Source organism: Thermococcus sp. MV11, assembly GCF_012027285.1.
GTDB classification, from domain to species: Archaea; Methanobacteriota_B; Thermococci; order Thermococcales; family Thermococcaceae; genus Thermococcus; species Thermococcus cleftensis.
On record NZ_SNUD01000004.1, the window covers coordinates 63,745 to 82,330 of the forward strand.

Annotated in this window: 22 protein-coding genes, 1 tRNA gene and 3 pseudogenes; 12 read left to right on the top strand and 14 right to left on the bottom strand. The window is 54.2% G+C overall.

Annotated elements, in window-relative coordinates:
• Positions 1–69 precede the first annotated feature (69 nt).
• The 4 genes from gcvH to E3E27_RS09880 all read left to right on the top strand — a co-directional run bounded on the left by gcvH (position 70) and on the right by E3E27_RS09880 (position 3,268).
• Entirely contained in the window at positions 70–474 is a 405-nt protein-coding gene (gene gcvH / locus E3E27_RS09865) for a glycine cleavage system protein GcvH (RefSeq protein ID WP_167774503.1), read from the top strand.
• Between the two features lie 91 nt (positions 475–565).
• On the top strand, positions 566–907 hold the full coding sequence (locus E3E27_RS09870) for a hypothetical protein (protein WP_167774504.1): 342 nt from the start codon (positions 566–568) through the stop codon (positions 905–907).
• Positions 908–1,126: 219 nt separating this feature from the next.
• Positions 1,127–2,227 carry an ATP-binding protein gene (locus E3E27_RS09875; protein ID WP_371731591.1) on the top strand — a complete coding sequence of 367 codons (1,101 nt, stop codon included), beginning with the start codon at positions 1,127–1,129 and terminating at the stop codon, positions 2,225–2,227.
• Between the two features lie 63 nt (positions 2,228–2,290).
• Positions 2,291–3,268: a type I restriction endonuclease gene (locus tag E3E27_RS09880; RefSeq protein ID WP_167774451.1), complete on the top strand. Its 978-nt coding sequence runs from the start codon at positions 2,291–2,293 to the stop codon at positions 3,266–3,268.
• A 1-nt stretch (position 3,269) separates the two neighbouring features.
• On the opposite strand, the gene gltA is transcribed toward E3E27_RS09880, so the two are convergent.
• Positions 3,270–4,715, bottom strand: a complete 1,446-nt coding sequence (gltA, locus tag E3E27_RS09885; protein ID WP_167774452.1) for an NADPH-dependent glutamate synthase — start codon at positions 4,713–4,715, stop codon at positions 3,270–3,272.
• A gap of 1 nt (position 4,716) precedes the next feature.
• A complete protein-coding gene (locus tag E3E27_RS09890; protein ID WP_240910729.1) occupies positions 4,717–5,547 on the bottom strand; it encodes a sulfide/dihydroorotate dehydrogenase-like FAD/NAD-binding protein in 831 nt (276 codons plus the stop codon).
• A 188-nt stretch (positions 5,548–5,735) separates the two neighbouring features.
• Here E3E27_RS09890 and E3E27_RS09895 point away from each other — a divergent pair, with 188 nt between their 5' ends.
• Positions 5,736–5,957, top strand: coding sequence for a hypothetical protein (locus E3E27_RS09895; protein ID WP_240910726.1), 222 nt, complete (start codon positions 5,736–5,738; stop codon positions 5,955–5,957).
• Here the strand turns inward: E3E27_RS09895 and E3E27_RS09900 are convergent.
• Both E3E27_RS09900 and E3E27_RS09905 read right to left on the bottom strand, forming a co-directional pair.
• Entirely contained in the window at positions 5,944–6,705 is a 762-nt protein-coding gene (locus tag E3E27_RS09900; RefSeq protein WP_014789274.1) for a tRNA (adenine-N1)-methyltransferase, read from the bottom strand. The two genes, E3E27_RS09895 and E3E27_RS09900, sit on opposite strands and share 14 nt — an antisense overlap.
• On the bottom strand, positions 6,686–7,324 hold the full coding sequence (locus tag E3E27_RS09905) for a DUF257 family protein (RefSeq protein WP_167774506.1): 639 nt from the start codon (positions 7,322–7,324) through the stop codon (positions 6,686–6,688). The genes E3E27_RS09900 and E3E27_RS09905 overlap by 20 nt, the downstream gene beginning before the upstream one ends.
• A gap of 56 nt (positions 7,325–7,380) precedes the next feature.
• On the opposite strand from E3E27_RS09905, the gene E3E27_RS09910 reads away from it, so the two are divergent.
• Positions 7,381–7,728, top strand: a complete 348-nt coding sequence (locus tag E3E27_RS09910; RefSeq protein WP_014789276.1) for a signal recognition particle protein Srp19 — start codon at positions 7,381–7,383, stop codon at positions 7,726–7,728.
• On the opposite strand, the gene E3E27_RS09915 is transcribed toward E3E27_RS09910, so the two are convergent.
• On the bottom strand, positions 7,729–7,974 hold the full coding sequence (locus E3E27_RS09915; protein WP_014789277.1) for an Lrp/AsnC family transcriptional regulator: 246 nt from the start codon (positions 7,972–7,974) through the stop codon (positions 7,729–7,731).
• Positions 7,975–8,094: 120 nt separating this feature from the next.
• Here E3E27_RS09915 and E3E27_RS10840 point away from each other — a divergent pair.
• From E3E27_RS10840 to E3E27_RS09935, 4 genes and pseudogenes are all read left to right on the top strand, one after another.
• A pseudogene (locus E3E27_RS10840) lies at positions 8,095–9,108 on the top strand (DEAD/DEAH box helicase); the annotation flags it as partial.
• A gap of 324 nt (positions 9,109–9,432) precedes the next feature.
• Positions 9,433–10,110: pseudogene (locus E3E27_RS10845) on the top strand (LAGLIDADG family homing endonuclease); the annotation flags it as partial.
• 186 nt (positions 10,111–10,296) lie between these two features.
• A pseudogene (locus E3E27_RS10850) lies at positions 10,297–11,484 on the top strand (helix-hairpin-helix domain-containing protein); the annotation flags it as partial.
• 45 nt (positions 11,485–11,529) lie between these two features.
• Entirely contained in the window at positions 11,530–12,087 is a 558-nt protein-coding gene (locus E3E27_RS09935; protein ID WP_014789285.1) for a dephospho-CoA kinase, read from the top strand.
• On the opposite strand, the gene E3E27_RS09940 is transcribed toward E3E27_RS09935, so the two are convergent.
• Positions 12,073–12,882, bottom strand: a complete 810-nt coding sequence (locus E3E27_RS09940; protein ID WP_167774454.1) for a ZIP family metal transporter — start codon at positions 12,880–12,882, stop codon at positions 12,073–12,075. The two genes, E3E27_RS09935 and E3E27_RS09940, sit on opposite strands and share 15 nt — an antisense overlap.
• A 72-nt stretch (positions 12,883–12,954) precedes the next feature.
• Between E3E27_RS09940 and E3E27_RS09945 the strand changes: the two genes are divergently transcribed.
• The gene (locus tag E3E27_RS09945; RefSeq protein WP_167774507.1) at positions 12,955–13,374 is read left to right on the top strand and encodes an RNA-binding domain-containing protein; all 420 of its coding nucleotides are present in this window, start codon (positions 12,955–12,957) and stop codon (positions 13,372–13,374) included.
• A gap of 10 nt (positions 13,375–13,384) precedes the next feature.
• Here the strand turns inward: E3E27_RS09945 and E3E27_RS09950 are convergent, their stop codons facing one another.
• The 5 genes from E3E27_RS09950 to E3E27_RS09970 are packed head-to-tail and all read right to left on the bottom strand — an operon-like array spanning position 13,385 to position 16,321.
• Entirely contained in the window at positions 13,385–14,671 is a 1,287-nt protein-coding gene (locus E3E27_RS09950) for an ABC transporter permease (RefSeq protein WP_167774455.1), read from the bottom strand.
• On the bottom strand, positions 14,668–15,426 hold the full coding sequence (locus E3E27_RS09955; protein WP_167774456.1) for an ABC transporter ATP-binding protein: 759 nt from the start codon (positions 15,424–15,426) through the stop codon (positions 14,668–14,670). Before E3E27_RS09955 ends, E3E27_RS09950 begins: the two co-directional genes overlap by 4 nt.
• A 19-nt stretch (positions 15,427–15,445) precedes the next feature.
• Entirely contained in the window at positions 15,446–15,643 is a 198-nt protein-coding gene (locus E3E27_RS09960; RefSeq protein WP_167774457.1) for a helix-turn-helix transcriptional regulator, read from the bottom strand.
• A gap of 9 nt (positions 15,644–15,652) precedes the next feature.
• Complete coding sequence (locus E3E27_RS09965; RefSeq protein ID WP_167774458.1) at positions 15,653–15,952, bottom strand: DUF2178 domain-containing protein; 300 nt, start codon at positions 15,950–15,952, stop codon at positions 15,653–15,655.
• Positions 15,953–16,321, bottom strand: coding sequence for a DUF2178 domain-containing protein (locus E3E27_RS09970; RefSeq protein ID WP_167774459.1), 369 nt, complete (start codon positions 16,319–16,321; stop codon positions 15,953–15,955).
• 102 nt (positions 16,322–16,423) lie between these two features.
• Here E3E27_RS09970 and E3E27_RS09975 point away from each other — a divergent pair.
• Positions 16,424–16,511, top strand: a tRNA-Leu gene (locus E3E27_RS09975).
• 274 nt (positions 16,512–16,785) lie between these two features.
• Here the strand turns inward: E3E27_RS09975 and E3E27_RS09980 are convergent.
• From E3E27_RS09980 to E3E27_RS09990, 3 genes are read right to left on the bottom strand one after another with little or no spacing between them, the layout of a single operon-like run.
• Entirely contained in the window at positions 16,786–17,115 is a 330-nt protein-coding gene (locus tag E3E27_RS09980) for a hypothetical protein (RefSeq protein ID WP_167774460.1), read from the bottom strand.
• Positions 17,105–18,310, bottom strand: coding sequence for an MFS transporter (locus E3E27_RS09985; RefSeq protein ID WP_167774461.1), 1,206 nt, complete (start codon positions 18,308–18,310; stop codon positions 17,105–17,107). Before E3E27_RS09985 ends, E3E27_RS09980 begins: the two co-directional genes overlap by 11 nt.
• An 11-nt stretch (positions 18,311–18,321) precedes the next feature.
• Positions 18,322–18,585, bottom strand: a complete 264-nt coding sequence (locus E3E27_RS09990; protein ID WP_014789295.1) for a TMEM165/GDT1 family protein — start codon at positions 18,583–18,585, stop codon at positions 18,322–18,324.
• Position 18,586: the final 1 nt, after the last annotated feature.

Sequence of the window (18,586 nt, forward strand, 5' to 3'; positions counted from 1 at the left end):
CAGATGCAAAAGCCTTCACTCATGGAAAGGTTTAAATCCCTGCCTGCGTAGAGAAGGGCGGTGATGTTCATGATTGAAGTCGGTGAATACAGGGTCAAGGAGGGCCTCTACTACACGAAGGACCACGAGTGGGTTCAGGTCCTTGAGGACGGGACTGTTCTCGTGGGCATAAGCGACTACGCCCAGAAGGAGCTAGGTGACCTCGCCTACGTCGAGCTTCCGGAGGTCGGCAAGGAACTCAGTAAGGGCGACGTCCTCTGCGAGCTGGAGAGCGTTAAAGCTGTCAGCGAGGTTTACGCCCCGGTCAGCGGCGAGGTCATAGAGGTCAACGAGGAGCTCGAGGATTCACCTGAGGTCCTCAACGAAGACCCCTACGAGCACTGGATTGCCAAGCTCAGGCCAAGCAACCTCGACGAGGAGCTCAAAGAGCTTATGGACGCCGAGGCCTACGCGAAGTACCTTGAGAGCCTCTGAGGGCGTCCTGTGAAGGCGTTTTCCTGACTTTTCTCTTCCCTTGCTCGGAACCCTTAAGTATTTCGACGCCCTATTTCCATCGGTGTTCGCCATGAAGGTTCTGAAGGAGTGGGACGTCAAGGTAAAGCTCGTGAAAACCAGGAGGGGAGCGATCCTCCACATGATAGAGCTCGAGCCGGGCCACTTCTACCTCGAGCAGAACCCGCTTAAGGATTCAAAGTACGGTGTCGCCTACAGGAGGATAAAGGAGAACTTCCCTGAGTTCTACATGTTCTGGGAGATAAAGAACAACCGCTACACCGGGAAGCTCTTAGCTGGAGCCTTCCTCGAGAAGGCGGAGATAGACGAGTTCGTCACGCTTTTAGCCAGGACCGAGGACTTCAAGAAGTTTGAGGGAATCCTCGAGGAAATCGAGGAGATGGAAGAGGAGTGAGCTCAGGCTTTGACCATCATCACCGTTCAGATACCCTAGAGGTCTTCATCGCTCGTTCCTTCCTCTTTTCAAGGGGTTAAAAGGCTGATGGCTCGGCCAGTATGCCCTTCATCACGGGTCAGCTACCGTTAGGCTCCTCATCGCCGTACTGTTCTCTACCCTCACCTGATAAACTTCACGAAACCCTTATAACTTCTGCCCCGGTAGTTAACTACTGGGGTGGTAGTTGTGTACTTTGACACCCGGCCGAAGAGAAGGCGGGAGGACCTGTACGACAGGGAAGAGGAGCTTGCGGAGTTCGAGCGCTCAATCAGGTCCGGAAACCCCCTCACCGTAATAACAGGCATAAGGAGGCTTGGGAAAACGTCCCTTCTCGTGGTGGGCCTGAACGAGCTCGCGGTCCCCTATGTTCTCGTGGATTTCCGGGGGGTAAACCCGAACTCCCGAATGGACGTTTACCGGAGGATAGAGAGCTCGGTCAATGCCTTCCTTCGCGAAAACCGCGACCTCTGGGAGGAGCTCAGGAGAGACCTCAAGAACATAACGGGCCTCAGGGTTCTGAGCTTCGGGGTGAGCTTTTCCTGGAAGGACGAGAGAACCGACCTCATAGCGCTCTTCAGGGAACTGGAAAAATACGACGTTGTCCTGGCCTTTGATGAGGTTCAGTACCTCCGGGGGCCGGTAGGGAGTGAATTCGCCGGCATCATAGCCCACCTCTACGATTACTCCGACCTCAGAATGGTCATGACCGGCTCCGAGGTGGGTCTGCTCCACGATTACCTGGGCCTCGATGACCCGAAGGCCCCCCTTTACGGCAGGTACTTCCATGAGATTTCCCTTCACCGGTTCTCACCAGAGCAGAGCAGGGAGTTCCTCAGGATAGGCTTTGAACAGGTCGGTTTGAATCCCCTCGGAGAGCTCATAGACCTTGCCGTTGAAAGGCTCGACGGCATAGTCGGGTGGCTCGTTCTCTTCGGCAGGAAGGCAATGGAAAAGGGGCTCACCGAGAACCTCGTAGATGATGTTTTCGAGGAGGCAAAGGCCCTCGCCATGGAGGAGTTCGAGAACTTCCTTTCGAAGAGACCCGCCGCTAGAAAACGGTACGTCGAGATAATGAGGGCCGTTGCCAGCGGTAGGAAAACGTGGGAGGAGATAAAGGAACACCTTGAGATGAAGGAGGGAAGGAGCGTAGCCGACAGCGTGCTGGCGAGGCTTCTCAAGGCCCTTGTTGACTCCTCGTTCCTTGAGAAGAAGCGCGAGGGAAGAAACGTCCGCTATAGCATTCCCGACCCGATACTCGAGGAGTGCTTTAAAAGATAATAAAGCTCAGACCTCAAAACATTTTTATCTAGTAGTGTCCATAAAAGGACAGGTGAGAACAACATGGAACTTCTTAAAAAGTCAATAGAGCGGGTAATATCAAAAGCAGAGAAACACTATGACCTTTACTATCATAATGAGGAGGCTGTCAAGCAACAGTTGATTTTTGAAATCCTTGAGGCTCTAGGCTGGAATATTAAAAATCCAGAAGAAGTCCGCCCAGAAGACAAAACGGGAATGGGTCGTGCTGACTATGCTTTAGTAATTGACGGCAAGATAGTTGCATATCTGGAAGCAAAAAAACTGGCTATAGATGTCCTTCGTGATCCAAATCCTCTAAAACAGCTAGGTAAATACTGTTATGATAAAGGTGTTAGATATGGTATTGTAACGAATGGCTTACAGTGGAGAGCTATGAAGTCATTTGAGCTTGGAAAATCCCTCGAAGAAAGGATACTATTCTCAATAGACCTTCGCCGGGATCCAGTACAGAAAAGCCTGCTTCTACTATCTCTGCTTTCAAAGGATAAAATAAAGAGTCTCGAGGAGATATCTAATGCGTTTAAACAGTTAGAGGACGCATTTGATATCCTTAAGAGACACAGATTCTCAGAAGACATAATATTTGGAGCGTTGTGCAAAGACAAAGGGGATAAAGATGAAGAACAGTCCCCTGGTCTCCCGAATAATGCAACAAAGATTTCCGAATTGAAAACCGTATCCAACACAAAACCAGTAAGAGGATTTGTAAAAGTTGAAAGTGGATGGAGAGAGCTAAGCATATCTAAATTGACGTGGAGAGAACTGCTAAGACAGTATGCTGGGTTTGTTTTAAATGAAAAAGGACATCTACCTGTGATCTCTGGATACGTTGTGACAGAAAAATCTAAACTTAAAAACCAGGATGATGGGGCCTTCATTCAAGTGGGGGATTACTATCTCTACATATGGTTGAGTGCCAATGACATTTTACGGATCCTACGGAAGATACAGGAGTTCTCAGGAATTGAGCTTGCCATAGAATTGGAGAAAAAGAAATAAATCATGCGTTCTGTCCTTCCCTCTTCTTCGTGAGGTACTCGTGGATGGCCTTCGCGGCCCTCCTTCCGTCGCCCATCGCGAGGATGACCGTTGCTTCTCCCCTTATCGCGTCACCGCCAGCGAAGACTCCCGGAATGCTGGTCATCAGGTTCTCGTCCACCACTATCCTTCCGCGCTCGACCTTCAGGCCGGGTGTGTTGATGATGAGCCTGTTCGGGTGCTTTCCGATGGCTATGATGACGGTCTCGGCCTCTATCTCCACGTACTCGCCGGTTGGCTCTATCTTTCTCTTTCCGCGTTTGTCGCGCTCCTCCAGCGGGCGCATCTTCTCGAACTTCACCGCCTTGAGGTTGCCCTTTCCATCGCCGATGAACTCGACAGGGTTCACGAAGAACTCGAACTTGATGCCCTCTTCCTTGGCGTGCTCGACCTCCTCAACCCTCGCGCTGACGTCCTCAGGACCGCGGCGGTAGGCGATGATGACCTCGGCACCGAAGCGCCTCGCTGAGCGGGCGGCGTCCATTGCCGTGTTTCCTGCGCCTATGACCACAACGCGCTTCCCGACCTTGACCGGTGTGTCATATTCTGGGAACTTGTAGGCCTTCATGAGGTTTACCCTGGTGAGGAACTCGTTGGCGGTGTAGATTCCGTTGAGGTTTATGCCCGGCGCGTTGATGAGCCTCGGCGTTCCAGCTCCGGAGCCGATGAAGACGGCGTCGTATTCCTCAAGGAGCTCCTCGATGATGACGGTCTTGCCGACGACGTGATCGGTGAGGATCTTAACCCCGAGCTTCCTGAGCTTGTCAATCTCGCTCTCGACGATGCTCTTCGGGAGCCTGAACTCGGGGATTCCGTACATCAGAACCCCACCGGGCTCGTGGAGGGCCTCGTAGATTGTAACGTCGTAGCCGAGCTTGGCCAGCTCGCCTGCAGCTGTGAGTCCAGCGGGGCCAGCTCCAATGATTGCAACGCTCTGCCCCTTCTTCTCTATCCTCGGCACCATCTCGAAGAGGAGTTCTTCATCGATTCCCTTCTCGCGGGCGTAGTCGGCCACAAAGCGCTCAAGCTTGCCGATGTTTATCTTGTCGCCGACCTTGCCCATGACACAGTTCATCTCACACTGGTCCTCCTGCGGGCAGACGCGGCCGGTGGTGGCTGGGAGCGAGTTGCAGGCCCATATGACGTTGAGGGCCTCTTTTACGGCTTTGTCAGGATCGTCGCGGTATTCAACCAGCTTGCTTATGAAGCCCGGAATGTCGATGTGAACGGGACAGCCCTTTATACAGGGCGCGTAGTTGTAGGGGCACTGCAAGCAGCGCTCGGCTTCCTTGACGGCCAGTTCAAAGGTGTAGCCGAGGTTGACCTCGTCAAAGCTCCTTATCCTCTCCTCCACCGGCCTCTCCGGCGTCGGAACGCGCTCCTTGATGATCTTTCTCTTGACGGCCATTTCACTCACCCCCCTCGAGGGCCTTCATGTACTCCTGCATGGCCCTCTGCTCCATATCAGTGTAGTAGCCGCTCCTCGCTATCAGCTCGTCCCAGGCGACCTTGTAGGCGTCGAACTCCGGCCCGTCTATGCAGGCGAACTTGACCTCGCCGCCGACGGTGACACGGCAGGCGCCGCACATGCCCGTTCCGTCCACCATTATCGGGTGGAGGTCAGCCTTCATCGGGACGCCAAACTCCTTAACCACCTCAAAGACGGCCTTCTGGTCCCCCGTTGGGCCCACCATGAAGACAAGGTCATACTTTTCCTGCTCCAGCATCTCGCGAACCTTCTCAACGAGCCTCTTGGTGACGTTCTTCATGTTGGTTGGGAAGTCGAGGTTCGGGTCTATCGGGACGGTCTCGAGTACGTGCCTGCCGACAGCTTCCTCCAGCTCGTCCTTGAGGACGACCATCGGCTCGAAGGTGACGTGGAGTGTGGTTACCTCGTTCCCGAGCTCCTGCCAGGCTTTTGCGATGGGATAAACCTCGACTATTCCTGTGTAGGCACCAATAGCGAGTATCTTTCCGAACTTCTTCATTTCCGCGGGGTTCCCGAGCGGACCGGCGACGTTGAGGAGTTCATCGCCCTCCTTCAGCTCGGCGGCCATTCTGGCTGTGGTCTTTCCGCGTATGAATGTTATGAGAACGACCCAGCCCTGCTCGGGGTCCCACATGACGGGGGTGAGGGGAATTCTCTCACCGTTCTTGAATGCCCTGACGATGACGAACTGGCCCGGTTTGACCTTCTTCGCCACGTGGGGCGCGTGAATCTTGTACCAGATGTTGCGCATTGCGATTTCCTTCTTCTCAAGGATCTTGTATGGCACAATGAACACCTCCGTACATGGGTTCAAACATGGTCATCTAAAGGTTTGCAACATGGAGTGTTTATAAAGATGTTGCCAACCAAAGGTTTACATCGCGGAAGGATCCTCGGAGGGGAAAGGGAAAGATTAAAAAACTTCCGAAAAGAGGGCGATTGGGGAATGGCTATGGCACGGCTCATCTACCGCATCTCAGTTGTGCTGACGGCCTGGCCCTCTTCTGGCCGGTCGTGTACGGCAACGTCCCGGTCCTGAGAATCCTCCCCGGAAACCCTCTGATTCACGCAGTCGCCGGGCTGGTGGTCTTTGGGGGTCTGGCGTATCTGACCTTTGAGGAAGAAGAAACAGGGGAGAAAAGCGGCTTCACAGCTTCCTGAGAAATGTTATGTAACCTGTATGGGCCAGCATCGTGGTTTTTGGCCTCATGCACTCCCTCTTAACTTCGTGTTCCCTTACAAGGACCTCCACAACCCTGGGCCGGTAGAAGTACTCCCTGTACTCCTGGAACGCCTGGAAGAAGCGGTGAACCTGGTTAGTGCAGGGAGTGTAGGCTACAAAGTAGCCGCCCGGTCTCAAAACCTCGACGGCATGAGGGAGTACGTTCTCCGGTTGTGGCAGGTCGAGGACTATGTGGTCGGCGTACTCTTCATCTATACCCTCGTAGATGTCCTTGAGCTTGATGGTGACCCTGTCGGAAAAGCCCGCCAGTTCAACGTTCTTTCTGGCTATCTCTGCGTGGTCCTCCCTTATCTCGTAGCTTATTATCCTTCCGTCCGGTCCCACTATGTTCGCCAGGAATATCGTCAGGGCGCCGCTCCCCACGCCGGCCTCGATGACTGTGTCTCCTGGAGATATGCCCGCGTAGGCGACTATAATGCCGGCGTCCTTGGGGTGTATTATCTGTGGCCCGCGCCTCATCTTGGCTATGATGTCGTTGATGTCGGGCTTTATTACCCTGAACTCCTCGCCCTTGTGGCTGGTTATCCTGCTTCCGTACTCCTTCCCTATCAGCTCGCTCAGCTTCAGTATTCCAAGGTCGGTGTGGAACTCCCTCTCGGAAACCGTCACGAGGTACCTCTTGCCCCGCTTGTCGATGAGGAGAACCTTATCCCCTTCCCGTATCAATCGTCCCACCTTCCTTCCTGACCTTTAGACCCTCCTCCGACACCTGAAAGACCATTGAGGCTATCTCCTCCAGCATCGCGAGGTGCTCCTTCCTCAGGACGTCCTTGTTTATAAAGTGTATTCCAACCCAGTCCTCCATGGGAATCGTGCTGATACCAGTCAGTATGGACTTCACGGCCTCGTCCCCACCGAAATGAATGTAGTGACTCAGTCCAAAGGTCACGAAGTACTCCGGCTTGACAGGTGAGCGGCTCATCTTTCCGATAACGGCGTGGTAGTTCTTGAGGAACGTCTGGGGATCGTAGGCCGGGACGACTTCCTCTATTACCTCACCGTAGCTGGCCGACCCGGGGCCGATTTTCACGACCTTTATCCTCTTGATCAGCTCTATAACCCTGGAGTACTCCCTCCCGGATATCCTCCTCGCGTAGTTCCTGAAGAGTACATCACCCACTCCGAAGAAGTCCGCCACGACGACGCCGTATCTCCCGGCAAGTGCGGGCAGAAGGATTCCCCATGAGAAATCCTCGACGGGATAAGATGGCTTGTATTCAATCAAAATGGTGTCCCCCCTGCTGGCTCGGCCGAGGAGGTACTTTTCGAAGATTGGGGTGTCCATCTGGCTCACCAAAAGGGTTTTTAACGGCGTTTCTTTTAAACCTTTCAGGTGGGACGATGAGGAAGTTCGTGGTGTGGCCCAACGAGCTCGACGCAAGGCTCAGCAGGCGCTATGGAAGGGCCGTAGGGAAGGAGTTCGCGGTCGATGCTCCCAAGGTTCAGGAGATAGCGGACGCCGCGGTGGCCCTTGGAATGAAAGTCGTTGAGCTTGACCCTGAAAAGCTCAATCCCCGCTTGGCTGGCCTCGACGAGGAGTACAGGGTTAGGGGAATGCTCAGGCTGGAGAGCAAGCACCCCAAAGGGAAGGCCCTGAGAATGCTGGGCCAGAAGATCAGGGAAATCCGGAAAACCCAGGCTAAAGCCAAGGGCAAGAAGAAACACAAATCCGGGAAGAAAAAGAGGTGATCACTCCTCCTCTTCCATTTCTACAACGATGGCGGTAGTGGTGTCGATAACGCCGTCGATGTTGTGAATGTCGTGGAGTATCTTTCTGGTGAGCTCGCCGAGGTCCTTCGCCTCGATGTGGACTATCGCATCGTACGGCCCAGTGACGGCGTCGGCCTTGGTGACGCCCGGAATCTGCTTGAGCGCCTCTATGACGCTCTCAACTTTTCCAATCTCAACGGTCAGTAAAACGTACGACCTAACCATTTTTCACCACCGCGGAAAGGCTTTACGCCTTTATTTAACCCCCATCTCATTTAAGCTTTTTGTTTGTGGCTGGGATAAGCATATAAAACCGCCGGCCGAATAGTGGAGGAGCTGAGGAACATGAGGGTTGAGGAGCTTCCCGTCGATGAGAGGGTGAAGAAGGTAGTACTCGAGAGGGGCATAGAGGAGCTCTACCCACCGCAGGCGGAAGCCTTGGAGAGCGGTGTTTTGAAAGGCAGGAACCTAGTCCTGGCGATCCCGACCGCGAGCGGGAAGACGCTGGTGAGCGAGATAGTCATGGTCAACAAGCTCCTCCGCGAGGGAGGTAAGGCGGTCTACCTCGTCCCGCTGAAGGCCTTAGCTGAGGAAAAGTACAGGGAATTTAAAGAGTGGGAAAAGCTGGGCCTCAAGGTTGCCGCGACCACGGGCGACTACGACTCCACCGACGAGTGGCTCGGGAGGTACGACATAATAGTCGCCACCGCCGAGAAGTTCGACTCCCTTTTGAGGCACGGGGCAAGGTGGATCGATGAGGTAAAGCTCGTCGTTGCAGATGAGGTTCACCTAATAGGCTCCTACGACAGAGGAGCTACGCTGGAGATGATTTTAACCCACATGCTTGGAAAGGCGCAGATTTTAGCTTTGAGCGCCACCGTCGGCAACGCGGAGGAGCTGGCGGAGTGGCTCGACGCGGAACTGGTTATGAGCGACTGGCGTCCGGTTCAGCTCAGGAAGGGGATTTTTCACCTCGGGACGCTCGTCTGGGAGGACGGGAAGGTTGAGAGCTACCCCGAGAACTGGTACTCCCTGGTGACGGACGCGGTGAGGAGAGGTAAGGGCGCGCTGGTTTTCGTCAACACCAGAAGGAGTGCCGAGAAGGAGGCGCTGGCCCTCTCAAAACTCGTCTCGGGCTATCTCACCAAACCCGAGAAGAGAGCCTTGGAGAGGCTGGCCTCCGAGCTGGAGGACAACCCCACAAGTGAAAAGCTTAAGAAGGCCTTGAAAGGAGGCGTCGCCTTCCACCACGCCGGCTTGAGCAGGGCCGAGAGGATCCTGATAGAGGACGCCTTCCGTGAAGGGCTGATTAAGGTAATAACGGCGACGCCTACGCTGTGTATGCACCCAGAAACGCCGGTAATTACAAAAAACGGCGTTAAAAAGGTAAGTGAGATTAGGGAGGGAGATGAAGTTCTAACTCACAAAGGCTATTTTAAGAAGGTCGTATCACCGCTAAAAAGGCTCCACAGGGGTAAAATGCTTGTAATCAAAGCGAGGGGAACCGTTCCGGTGAGAGTAACGCCCGAACACATGGTGTGGGTCGTTAAGAGAATCCGCCATAAGTCTCATTACTCGGACGGTAGACAGGTAATCTGGTGGGAGTTCAAAGGACCGGAGTGGATAACCGCTCAGGAACTCAAGGAACTCGTTGAACGTAACGATGATGAAAAAGTATCTTATATGCTCCTTCAGCCGGTTCCACAGCCAACAATAGATGTGGATAAGATTCCATTACGGAAACCTGTGTACATCTCCAATCAGTTTGGAAAAACAAGGAAATTGCATTTCTCCTCAAGGCGGACACCAGAATTTCTCCCCCTGAACTTCGAAACTGCGAGATTGCTTGGTCTATGGATTGCGGAGGGTTCGACTTCCAAAACTGGGGCCATAAAGTTCGACATTGGCTCCCACGAGGAAGAAATTACGAAGTTCCTCATAGAGACCATTAGAAAGTATTTCCCATATGCCAACGTTGTTGTGGAAGACCATGAGCGGAACAGGAGAACAGTCCGCTTTTGCAACAAGAGGTTTGCCGAGTGGCTCAGGGAAAACATCGGTCACCGGGCGCATGAGAAGAAAATTCCCGACGTCCTTCTATTTAATAAGAACCGGGAAGTTAGACTCGGGCTTCTGAGGGGACTTATTGAGGGAGACGGTTATATCAGAAGGGACAATTACAAGAGGGCAAACTACGTAACCTACACCACCGTTTCCCCCACTTTAGCCTACCAGCTCCAGCTTCTCCTTGGCTCTCTCGGCCATGTATCATCTATTTCAAGAAGCGTGAGGAAGCCTGGACTCGGAAAAAGCAGGAAGCCAATCTATGAGGTTAAAATCAGCGGACGCTCTTACTATGAGTTGCTCAAGGAGCTTGACCTTGAGGTTCCTCCGAAAGGAAATAGAACCTACAACGTGAACATGATTTGGGACAGCTACATTCTGCTTAAAGTTCGCTCTGTGGAAGAGGAATACTACGAGGGCGACGTCTATAATCTTGAAGTTGAAGACGATGAGAGTTACAGCGTTGGCTTTATCGTCCATAACTCAGCCGGGGTCAATCTGCCATCTTTTAGAGTGATAATCCGCGACACCAAGCGCTACTCCAACTTCGGCTGGGTAGATATTCCCGTCCTCGAGATACAGCAGATGATGGGAAGGGCTGGAAGGCCAAGGTACGATAAATTTGGAGAGGCCATAATAGTTGCCAGAACCGAGGAACCGGGGAAGCTGATGGAGCGCTACATTCGCGGAAGGCCGGAGAAGCTCTTCTCGATGCTCGCCAACGAGCGGGCCTTCAGGAGTCAGGTTCTGGCTTTAATAACGAACTTCGGAATTAAGAGCTTCGCCGGGCTTGTGCGTTTCCTTGAGAAGACCTTCTACGCCCACCAGAGGAAGGATCTAAGCTCCCTCGAATACAAGGCGAAAGAGGTTGTCTACTTCCTGATAGAGAACGAGTTCGTTGATCTGGACCTCGAAGACAACTTCATGCCGCTTCCCTTCGGCAAAAGAACCTCCCAGCTCTACATCGACCCGCTGACGGCCAAGAAGTTCAGGGACGCCTTTCCGGCCATCGAGAGGAACCCCAACCCCTTCGGAATCTTCCAGCTGATAGCCTCAACCCCGGACATGGCCACGCTTACCGCCCGGAGGCGCGAGATGGAGGACTACCTCGACTTAGCTTACGAGCTTGAGGGGGAGCTCTACGCGAGCATACCCTACTACGAGGACTCCCGCTTCCAGGGCTTCCTCGGGCAGGTGAAAACTGCCAAAGTCCTCCTCGACTGGATTAACGAGGTTTCCGAGGCGAGGATTTACGAGACCTACTCCATAGACCCCGGCGACCTTTACAGAATTCTCGAGCTGGCTGACTGGCTGATGTACTCGCTCATAGAGCTCTACAGGCTCTTCGAGCCGAAGGAGGAGGTTCTCCAGTACCTCCGCGACCTACACCTCCGCCTGCGCCACGGCGTTAGAGAAGAGCTCCTCGAGCTGGTCAAGCTCCCGAACATCGGAAGGAAGAGGGCTAGAGCACTATACAACGCGGGCTTCAGGAGCCAGGAGGACATAACGCGCGCCAAGGTGAAGGATCTCCTCGAGGTGGAGGGCATAGGAATAAAGGTGGTGGAGGGACTTTTTAGGTATTTCGGAGTTGAGATGCCTGGGGAAATCAAGGGGGCCACCAAAAGGTCCGGGAGAAAGAAGAGGGGTACTTTAGATGCCTTCCTGAAGTGAGGTCAATCTTTTTAAATTCCCCCATTTTACTCGGGCGTGGGCACTATGATAATCATCGTGACAGGAATGCCCGGTTCGGGAAAGAGCAAGATCGTTCACGAGTTCGAGAGGAGAGGTTTTCCAAGCGTTTCTATGGGCGACGTCGTGAGGGAAGAGACCGTGAAGCGCGGCCTTGAGCTTACCAAGGAGAACGTGGCCAAGGTGAGCATAAGGCTTAGACAGGAGCTCGGTCAGAACGCCGTTGCAAAGCTTGCCGTCGAGAAGGTGAGGGAGCTGCTCAGGGAGAGTCCTATAGTGGTCATCGACGGCGTCCGCTCTCTGGACGAGGTTGGGACCTTCAGGGGCGCCTTCCCCGGGGAGAAGATATTGATAATTGCCGTCCACACTCCCCCTATGCTCCGCTTCGAGAGGCTCAGAGCTAGGGGAAGGCACGACGACCCTCAAACTTGGGAGGACTTCGAGGAGCGCGACTGGAAGGAGCTGAAGTTCGGCATAGGGAACGTCATAGCGATGGCAGACCACATGGTGGTAAACGACTGCTCCCGGGAGGAGTACGAGAAGAGGGTGCGGGAGCTCGTTGACAAGATCCTAGCCGAGCATTGAGTCGAGGAAGAGCATAACGTAGAAACCCGCGAAGAAGCCCAGGCTTGCGAGGGTCTCGTTCTTTTCTCCCCTGTATATCTCAGGTATCATCTCCTTGACCGTCACGTAGAGCATCGCTCCCCCTGCTAAACCGAGGCCGTAGGGGAGTAGCCAGCTGAAGAGAGTGAAGAAGTAGGCCCCGAGGAGTACCATGGCCATCTCAGCGAAGCCGCTCAGCACTCCCATCGCTATCGGCTGAAGGCGCTTCCTCTGGAGCGTTGCCAGGGGAAGGGAGACCACAGTGCCCTCCGGGAAGTCCTGGATCCCGATGGCTATGGTGGTAACGAGACCCACCTCCAGGTTGTAGACCAGGGACGTTCCGACGGCCATTCCCTCGGGAAGGTTGTGGATTATGACCGCTATGACCAGGAGCCAGACCTTCCTCAACCTGTCCTTCATCGACTTTGGCCCCTCGTAGCCCTTTACCAGATGCTCATGGGGGAGGAGACGGTCTATCAGGTAGATGAGGGCTATGCCGAGCGCTATACCCACTCCCGCAGGGGTGAACGAGCCGGTGCTTTCTATCGCCGGGAGAATCAGCGATGTGAAGGAAGCGACTATCATGACCCCCGCCGCGAAGGCGAGGGAGAAATCGACGCCGCCCTCGGGGAGACGCTTCGCGAATATGGCCACCATCGCGCCGAGGGAGGTCATCAGAGCAACGAACAGGCCGGCGTAGAAGGCCACCCACATTATTTCACCGTTCGAGACTTCGAGTATCCACTCCGCGAGACCGGTTATGAACCCATCTAACATCTTTAGGGCACCCTAACTAATTCTGTGGTTGGGTTTATAAGCTTTCTTTCGAGCTTATCCCGGGTGGGAAAAATGACAGAGGAACTCTTTGAAGAGATCGAGGTCGAGGCCCACGTTTACCCTACCGAGGACATCGAGAAGGTCAAGAAGGCCATGCTGAACCTCGTCCCCGATTTGGAGTTCGAGGCCTTTGATAGGGGCGACTACATTATTCTGACCGGAAAGACGAGGAGCAGAAAAGCGTTAAGCAGGCTCTACGAGCTCTTCCGCGGGCAGGCGATACTAGACACTGCGCGCTCCTTCCTGGAGGAGGGCTACTTCGGCGAGGAAATAATCGTCAAGGTGAACAAGCAGGCGGCTTACGCGGGAGTTGTGAACTTCAATGAGGAATCACCGCTTGGCCCGATAACGATAGTCATCAGAACCAAGAATCCCAAGAAGCTCATGAAATGGCTCGCACCGAGGACGAAGGACGGAGTGCCGATAGAGTGAAAAAGAAAGTTCACTCGGCGTTTCTTTTCTTCCTCCTTCCCCAGCTTATCTGGGCCGTCAGGATTCTCTCCGAGGAAAAGACTCTCGCGGTCGCGTAGAGTATTGCCGCCGCTATGATGGTCAGGTAGAGCACGCTTGCCACCAGAGGCTTGTAGCTGCTCAGCAGGGCGTAGCGGTAGTCGATGACAGGGTGGGTGAAGGGTATTGCCAGCAGGGTGTACTTAACTAGAGTTGGCATGTCGTTGATGTCAGTGTACATCAGCAGGAACGCCGGGAAGGCCAGCGGAAGGATCACCGCGCTCACCAACGTGGTCGCGCTCTGAACGTCCTCCGCGAAGGTCGCCACTATCATCGCCAGGCTGAGGGCTATTATTATCGTCAGGAACACGACGAGTGCAAACATTGCCGCGCCCGTTGGAGTTACCACGAGGCCCAAATCCTCAAGGCTCACCCCGCTCGAACCTATACCGAAGGAGCCCATGTAGTACTTCATTCCGACCATATAAGCTACCGCCGCCGCGAGACCCATCATCGCGGTCCCGAAGATCTTGGCTGCCACGATGTGGGTTCTGGGAACCGGGAGGGTGAGCAGGGTTTCTAGTGTTTTGTTCTCCTTCTCACTCGCTATCGCTCCTGCCGCCATCTGAGAGGTTATCATGACCATCATGAAGACTATTAGCGGTATCGTGAAGGCCTGCGCCGCTATGACCCCCGAGACGACGGTGGGAGACACGTCCACTACGTTGCCGTTTATTACAGACCTGCTCTCGGTTCGTATCGGCTGGAGTATCGCGTCCGGATTGTTAGCGCCGAGGTTCTTCACCTTTATTTTGGCTATGCTCTCGCTGAGGACCTGCAGGACGGCGTTTATCCTTCCCTCGCTGACGCTTTCCTTTATGCCCGTGCTTATGCTCATGAAGATTCCGTATATCTCCACCGTGGCCGTCTCGTTGGCCTGGAGCTTTGCCGTGAAGTCCGGAGGTATTACCACTAGGACGTTCTGCTCGTTCTGTACCGCCTGTTGAATTGCCTCATCGAGGGAAGTGGCGTTCACCACCGTTACCGTCACGTTGGGAGCTATTTCCAGTGCCTTTATCAGGAGCGCACCGTACTTTCCGTCGTCGAAGTTCACTATAGCCACGTGAGTCTCGCCCTGGGCCTGCTCCATTCCCACACTGACGGCCTTTCCCATCACTGGAAGAAGGATAAGCGGGACGACTACCAGGCCAAAGACGAGCTTCTTGTCCCTGAACAGGTTTTTGAGCTCCTTCATCGCCATTACCCAGAAGTCGCTCAAGCCCCCTCACCTCCTATGGGCTCACTGATTTTCTTCCCAACGGCAGTCATGAAGACCTCCTCGAGGTTCTCCGCGCCGTACTTGTCCTTCAGCTCTTTGGGTGTGCCTACATCAACTATCTGTCCTTTGTTTATCAGCGCCACCCTGTGGCAGAGGTACTCAACCTCCAGCATGTTGTGGCTCGAGAGGAGAAACGTTACCCCTTCCTCGCGGGCGAAGCGCCTTATCATCTGACGTATCGAGTAGGCGTTCACTATGTCCAACCCGCTCGCTGGTTCGTCGAGTATCGCGAGTTTGGGCTTCACCATAAGTGCCCTGGCTATGAGCAGCTTCCTCGCCATTCCCTTGGAGTAAGTCGCCACCTTGTCGTGAAGCCTTTCCCCAAGTCCGCTGAGCTCGACGCCGAGCTCGAGCATCTTCTTTGCTTTTTCCTCGTCCTTCGCGTACAACTTCGCCATGAACTGAAGGTACTCGTAGCCGGTGAGGTTTTTGTATGCTCCGGCCTCTTCAGGCAGGTAGCTTATCAGTCCCCTTACCTTCTCCGCCTCTTTCACGACGTCGTAGCCGGCTATCTTCGCGCTTCCTCCCGTGGGTTTGAGAAGGGTTGAGAGTATCTTGAGCGTCGTGCTCTTTCCGGCCCCGTTCGGCCCGATCAGGCCGAATATCTCACCTTCATTGACGGAGAAGCTTATCCCTTTGAGGGCCTTTACCTTTCCGTAGTCCTTCTCGAGGTTCAGAACTTCAACCATGGGCATTCAAGGTCCCCCATTATCCTTAATCTTCCTCGTAGATAAAGATTTCTTCAATCAGTTTGTTGAAAAATCGGGCGATTTTGAAGGCCAGCCTAAGCGACGGATCGTAGCGGCCCTTTTCTATCGCTATTATCGTCTGCCTCGTCACGCCAAGGGCTTTCGCCAGCTCCTCCTGGGTTATGCCCAGCTCCTCCCTGAGCTCTCGCAGGCGGTTCTTCATTCGAATCCCTCACAGTTTCCTCGAGTAATAAGCCCTAAATGCCCAGTTACCGAAAAATATTGTCGCGAATATCAATGTCATGAAATTGGCACATCTCTCGTCTCGGATAAAGAATGCGCAGTAGTACAGCGAAATCACGGTTACGAGCAGAACCAGCTCCAGCGTCCGCATGGCGGAGATTTTGGCTATCTCTTCGGCCCTCTCATCGAGGGGAAAGCCGATGTTGTTCACTGTCGTCCTGGTCATGAAGTACCCGAAGAGCCCGCCTCCAATCAGGGCAATCAACGAGACCAAGGCGAGCTCGTTCATTCACATCACCCTTTCGTAGCGGTACTGTGATATTAGGAGGACAATTGCACCTAGCGCGAGTGGAATCAGGAGCTTCATGGCAATTTCGGTGTTCCCTTTGGAGTACTCCCAGAGGTACTCGGCAAAGAGGAGGATACTCATCACGGCGAACGCGTTTCTCGTGCTTTTGGAACCTATCAGCTCGGTTCTCTCGTCCTCTACCTTCTCCACCCTTGAGTTGTAGTACCAGTTCAGAGCGTATGCCAGCAGAACGCCTAGAAGGAATATTCCCACCGCTAGGGATGCCCTTCCAGATTTGGTGGAGTATGCAAGGCCGATAATTATCCCGGCTATTAAACCTGCGCGCAGGCCTTCGTATTTCAGGCTCATTCACATCACCATGTAAAGTTTCCTTTACGTAAAGCTTCCTTTACATCTTTATAAGCCTTTCCCCTCAAAGTTTTTAAAGCGACGGGGCGAAGTTCAATTCGCGCGGGGGTAGCCGAGCCTGGCCAAAGGCGCGGGATTTAGGGTCCCGTCCCGCAGGGGTTCCGGGGTTCAAATCCCCGCCCCCGCACCAGAAACGTTTCTAACGGAAAGCTTCATCAAAGCTAGCATGCCTTGTCAGAACATTCAAGTTAGTTGGGGGTTTGTCATTAACTCGCTTGTTTTGGTTGGGGTTTTCTTCTCCTTAGCGCCCTTCGGGCGCTGTCCTGAAGTAAACCTTGTTGAATTACTCCGTCGGGGTACAAAACCCTCTTAAAATACACATTTTGAAGAAGCATGCTGACTTTTGACTTTCTATTTTGGACAGTTATACCTTTTTGGTCAAGCTTTGTGGGAGCAAAGCTTGCTCACGGCATTTTGAGCTCGCTCCTCACGTCCTCGTCCATCAGTATGAAAAGCGCCAGTGCGGAGAGGAGGGTCAGCGTTGCCGCGGGGAAGGAAAGGCCTACCATGATCCACAGCAGGCCGAAGAGCATATCGAGGAGCGCCAGATAAGCGGAGAGGTTCACGAAGATTTCCAAGCCCCTCCAGAGGCCGAGGGCAAAGGTCAGGTGTATCGTCCCGATTATCGAGTAGCCGATGAGGTTGGTGGTTTCTCCCCTGCTGATAGCTGCTATACCGTAGAAAAAGAAGGCAAGGAGGGTAAAGAAGGAGACCACGATGGGTTTAGGCTGCATCGCCCAGCTCCTCCACGGGGAGCCTCATTCTGGAAACGGCCAGGAGGGTGAGGATTCCGAGGATCGGCATCAGGGCCAGTTCGGCCAGGGCCAGCCCGGTTCCCTGCCTGGCGAGAATCTCGGTGACGGTCGGGGCTATGGCGTTAGCGGAGTTGGAGATTAGGCCGAGGGCGAAGCTGGCCTTGGGAAAGATGCTCTTTGGATAGGTTGCCGGAGCGCTCGTCCAGAAGGCCGGTCCTGTTCCCTGGAGGGCGCCGATGAGGACGACCGAGGCGAGGGCAAGGGTGTAGTTCCCCGCCAGCATGGCCTTTCCGTATACCAGCAGTCCGATGAAGGCGACCGCGTAGGAAAATATCATCACCTGGACGATGGCCCTGAAGAGGCCCTTGGCGCTCGGGTTCTTCCTCGACAGCATGTAGCCGACGTAGCCCATTCCAATGCTCCAGAGCGCCTTGGAGACGTTTAAGCTGGTGCTCAGCGTTGCCACGTGCTCCTTGGTCCAGCCCATGCTGTAGCCAAGGGACGCGGAGAATCCGATTATCGTGAAGATGACCCACAGGGCAGGGAAGAAGGTGAAGCCGAGAACCCAGGTGAAGGGCATTTTCCAGACGTTTATCCTCGTCTCGCCCTCGCTCCTGTGGATTATCTCGAAGTCCTCTGTAAGAACCCACCAGAGGGCGAGGACGGCGTACATTATGATGACGGTTACCCAGAAACCGCCCTTCCAGCCGAAGCTCGCCACCGCGTACTTGGCGCTCATGCTTCCGAAAACTCCCCCCCAGAAGATGCCCGAGAGGACTATTCCTTTAGCGAACGGTCTCTCGGCCACGAAGAAGTGAGCTATCTGAGTGCTGAAGAGCGGCACGAGCGTGACCACGAAACCCTGAATGAACCTGAGGAACACCACGACGTACCAGTTGGGGGCAAGGGGAATGAGGGCCTGCGCTATCGCCGCCCAGCTGAGCGCTATGGCGACGCTCCTCTTGAAGCTTCCCTCGTATATTCTGGTATGACCAAGGAGGAAGGCTATGAAAAGACCGAAGACGTAAGCGATGTGCTGCCACTCGTAGGCGTTATCGTCGATACCGAAGTGCGCTATGACGTCCGGCTTGGCGACGGCCATCATGGTGAGCGTTCCGAAGCCGGCGGTCATCACGAGGGTGTCGAGAAGTACCGACCTCCATCTCCTGTCCATCTCTATCCCTCCTAAAGCTTTCCGAATATCATGAGCACTCCGAAAACTATGAAGAGCGCCCCTGCGAACTTGTGGACCAGTTCGAGGGGAATGAAGTCGCCGAGCTTGTCGCCGAGAACCGCGCCGATGAGGTTCACGGCGGCCAAGCCCAGAACGGCACCTATGAAAGCCGTTTTCCAGCCGTACTTGGCCGCGAAGGCCATCGTTGCCAGCTGGGTTTTGTCACCGAGCTCCGCCAGAAAGATTGCGAAGAAGATGGCGAGAATTCCGTCCATC

Coding starts and splice junctions, on each gene's coding strand:
- gcvH (WP_167774503.1), top strand. CDS start 70: ATGATTGAAGTCGGTGAATACAGGGTCAAGGAGGGCCTCTACTACACG.
- E3E27_RS09870 (WP_167774504.1), top strand. CDS start 566: ATGAAGGTTCTGAAGGAGTGGGACGTCAAGGTAAAGCTCGTGAAAACC.
- E3E27_RS09880 (WP_167774451.1), top strand. CDS start 2,291: ATGGAACTTCTTAAAAAGTCAATAGAGCGGGTAATATCAAAAGCAGAG.
- gltA (WP_167774452.1), bottom strand. CDS start 4,715: ATGGCCGTCAAGAGAAAGATCATCAAGGAGCGCGTTCCGACGCCGGAG.
- E3E27_RS09890 (WP_240910729.1), bottom strand. CDS start 5,547: ATGCGCAACATCTGGTACAAGATTCACGCGCCCCACGTGGCGAAGAAG.
- E3E27_RS09905 (WP_167774506.1), bottom strand. CDS start 7,324: ATGGACACCCCAATCTTCGAAAAGTACCTCCTCGGCCGAGCCAGCAGG.
- E3E27_RS09910 (WP_014789276.1), top strand. CDS start 7,381: ATGAGGAAGTTCGTGGTGTGGCCCAACGAGCTCGACGCAAGGCTCAGC.
- E3E27_RS09915 (WP_014789277.1), bottom strand. CDS start 7,974: ATGGTTAGGTCGTACGTTTTACTGACCGTTGAGATTGGAAAAGTTGAG.
- E3E27_RS09935 (WP_014789285.1), top strand. CDS start 11,530: ATGATAATCATCGTGACAGGAATGCCCGGTTCGGGAAAGAGCAAGATC.
- E3E27_RS09940 (WP_167774454.1), bottom strand. CDS start 12,882: ATGTTAGATGGGTTCATAACCGGTCTCGCGGAGTGGATACTCGAAGTC.
- E3E27_RS09945 (WP_167774507.1), top strand. CDS start 12,955: ATGACAGAGGAACTCTTTGAAGAGATCGAGGTCGAGGCCCACGTTTAC.
- E3E27_RS09955 (WP_167774456.1), bottom strand. CDS start 15,426: ATGCCCATGGTTGAAGTTCTGAACCTCGAGAAGGACTACGGAAAGGTA.
- E3E27_RS09960 (WP_167774457.1), bottom strand. CDS start 15,643: ATGAAGAACCGCCTGCGAGAGCTCAGGGAGGAGCTGGGCATAACCCAG.
- E3E27_RS09965 (WP_167774458.1), bottom strand. CDS start 15,952: ATGAACGAGCTCGCCTTGGTCTCGTTGATTGCCCTGATTGGAGGCGGG.
- E3E27_RS09970 (WP_167774459.1), bottom strand. CDS start 16,321: ATGAGCCTGAAATACGAAGGCCTGCGCGCAGGTTTAATAGCCGGGATA.
- E3E27_RS09980 (WP_167774460.1), bottom strand. CDS start 17,115: ATGCAGCCTAAACCCATCGTGGTCTCCTTCTTTACCCTCCTTGCCTTC.
- E3E27_RS09985 (WP_167774461.1), bottom strand. CDS start 18,310: ATGGACAGGAGATGGAGGTCGGTACTTCTCGACACCCTCGTGATGACC.
- E3E27_RS09990 (WP_014789295.1), bottom strand. CDS start 18,585: ATGGACGGAATTCTCGCCATCTTCTTCGCAATCTTTCTGGCGGAGCTC.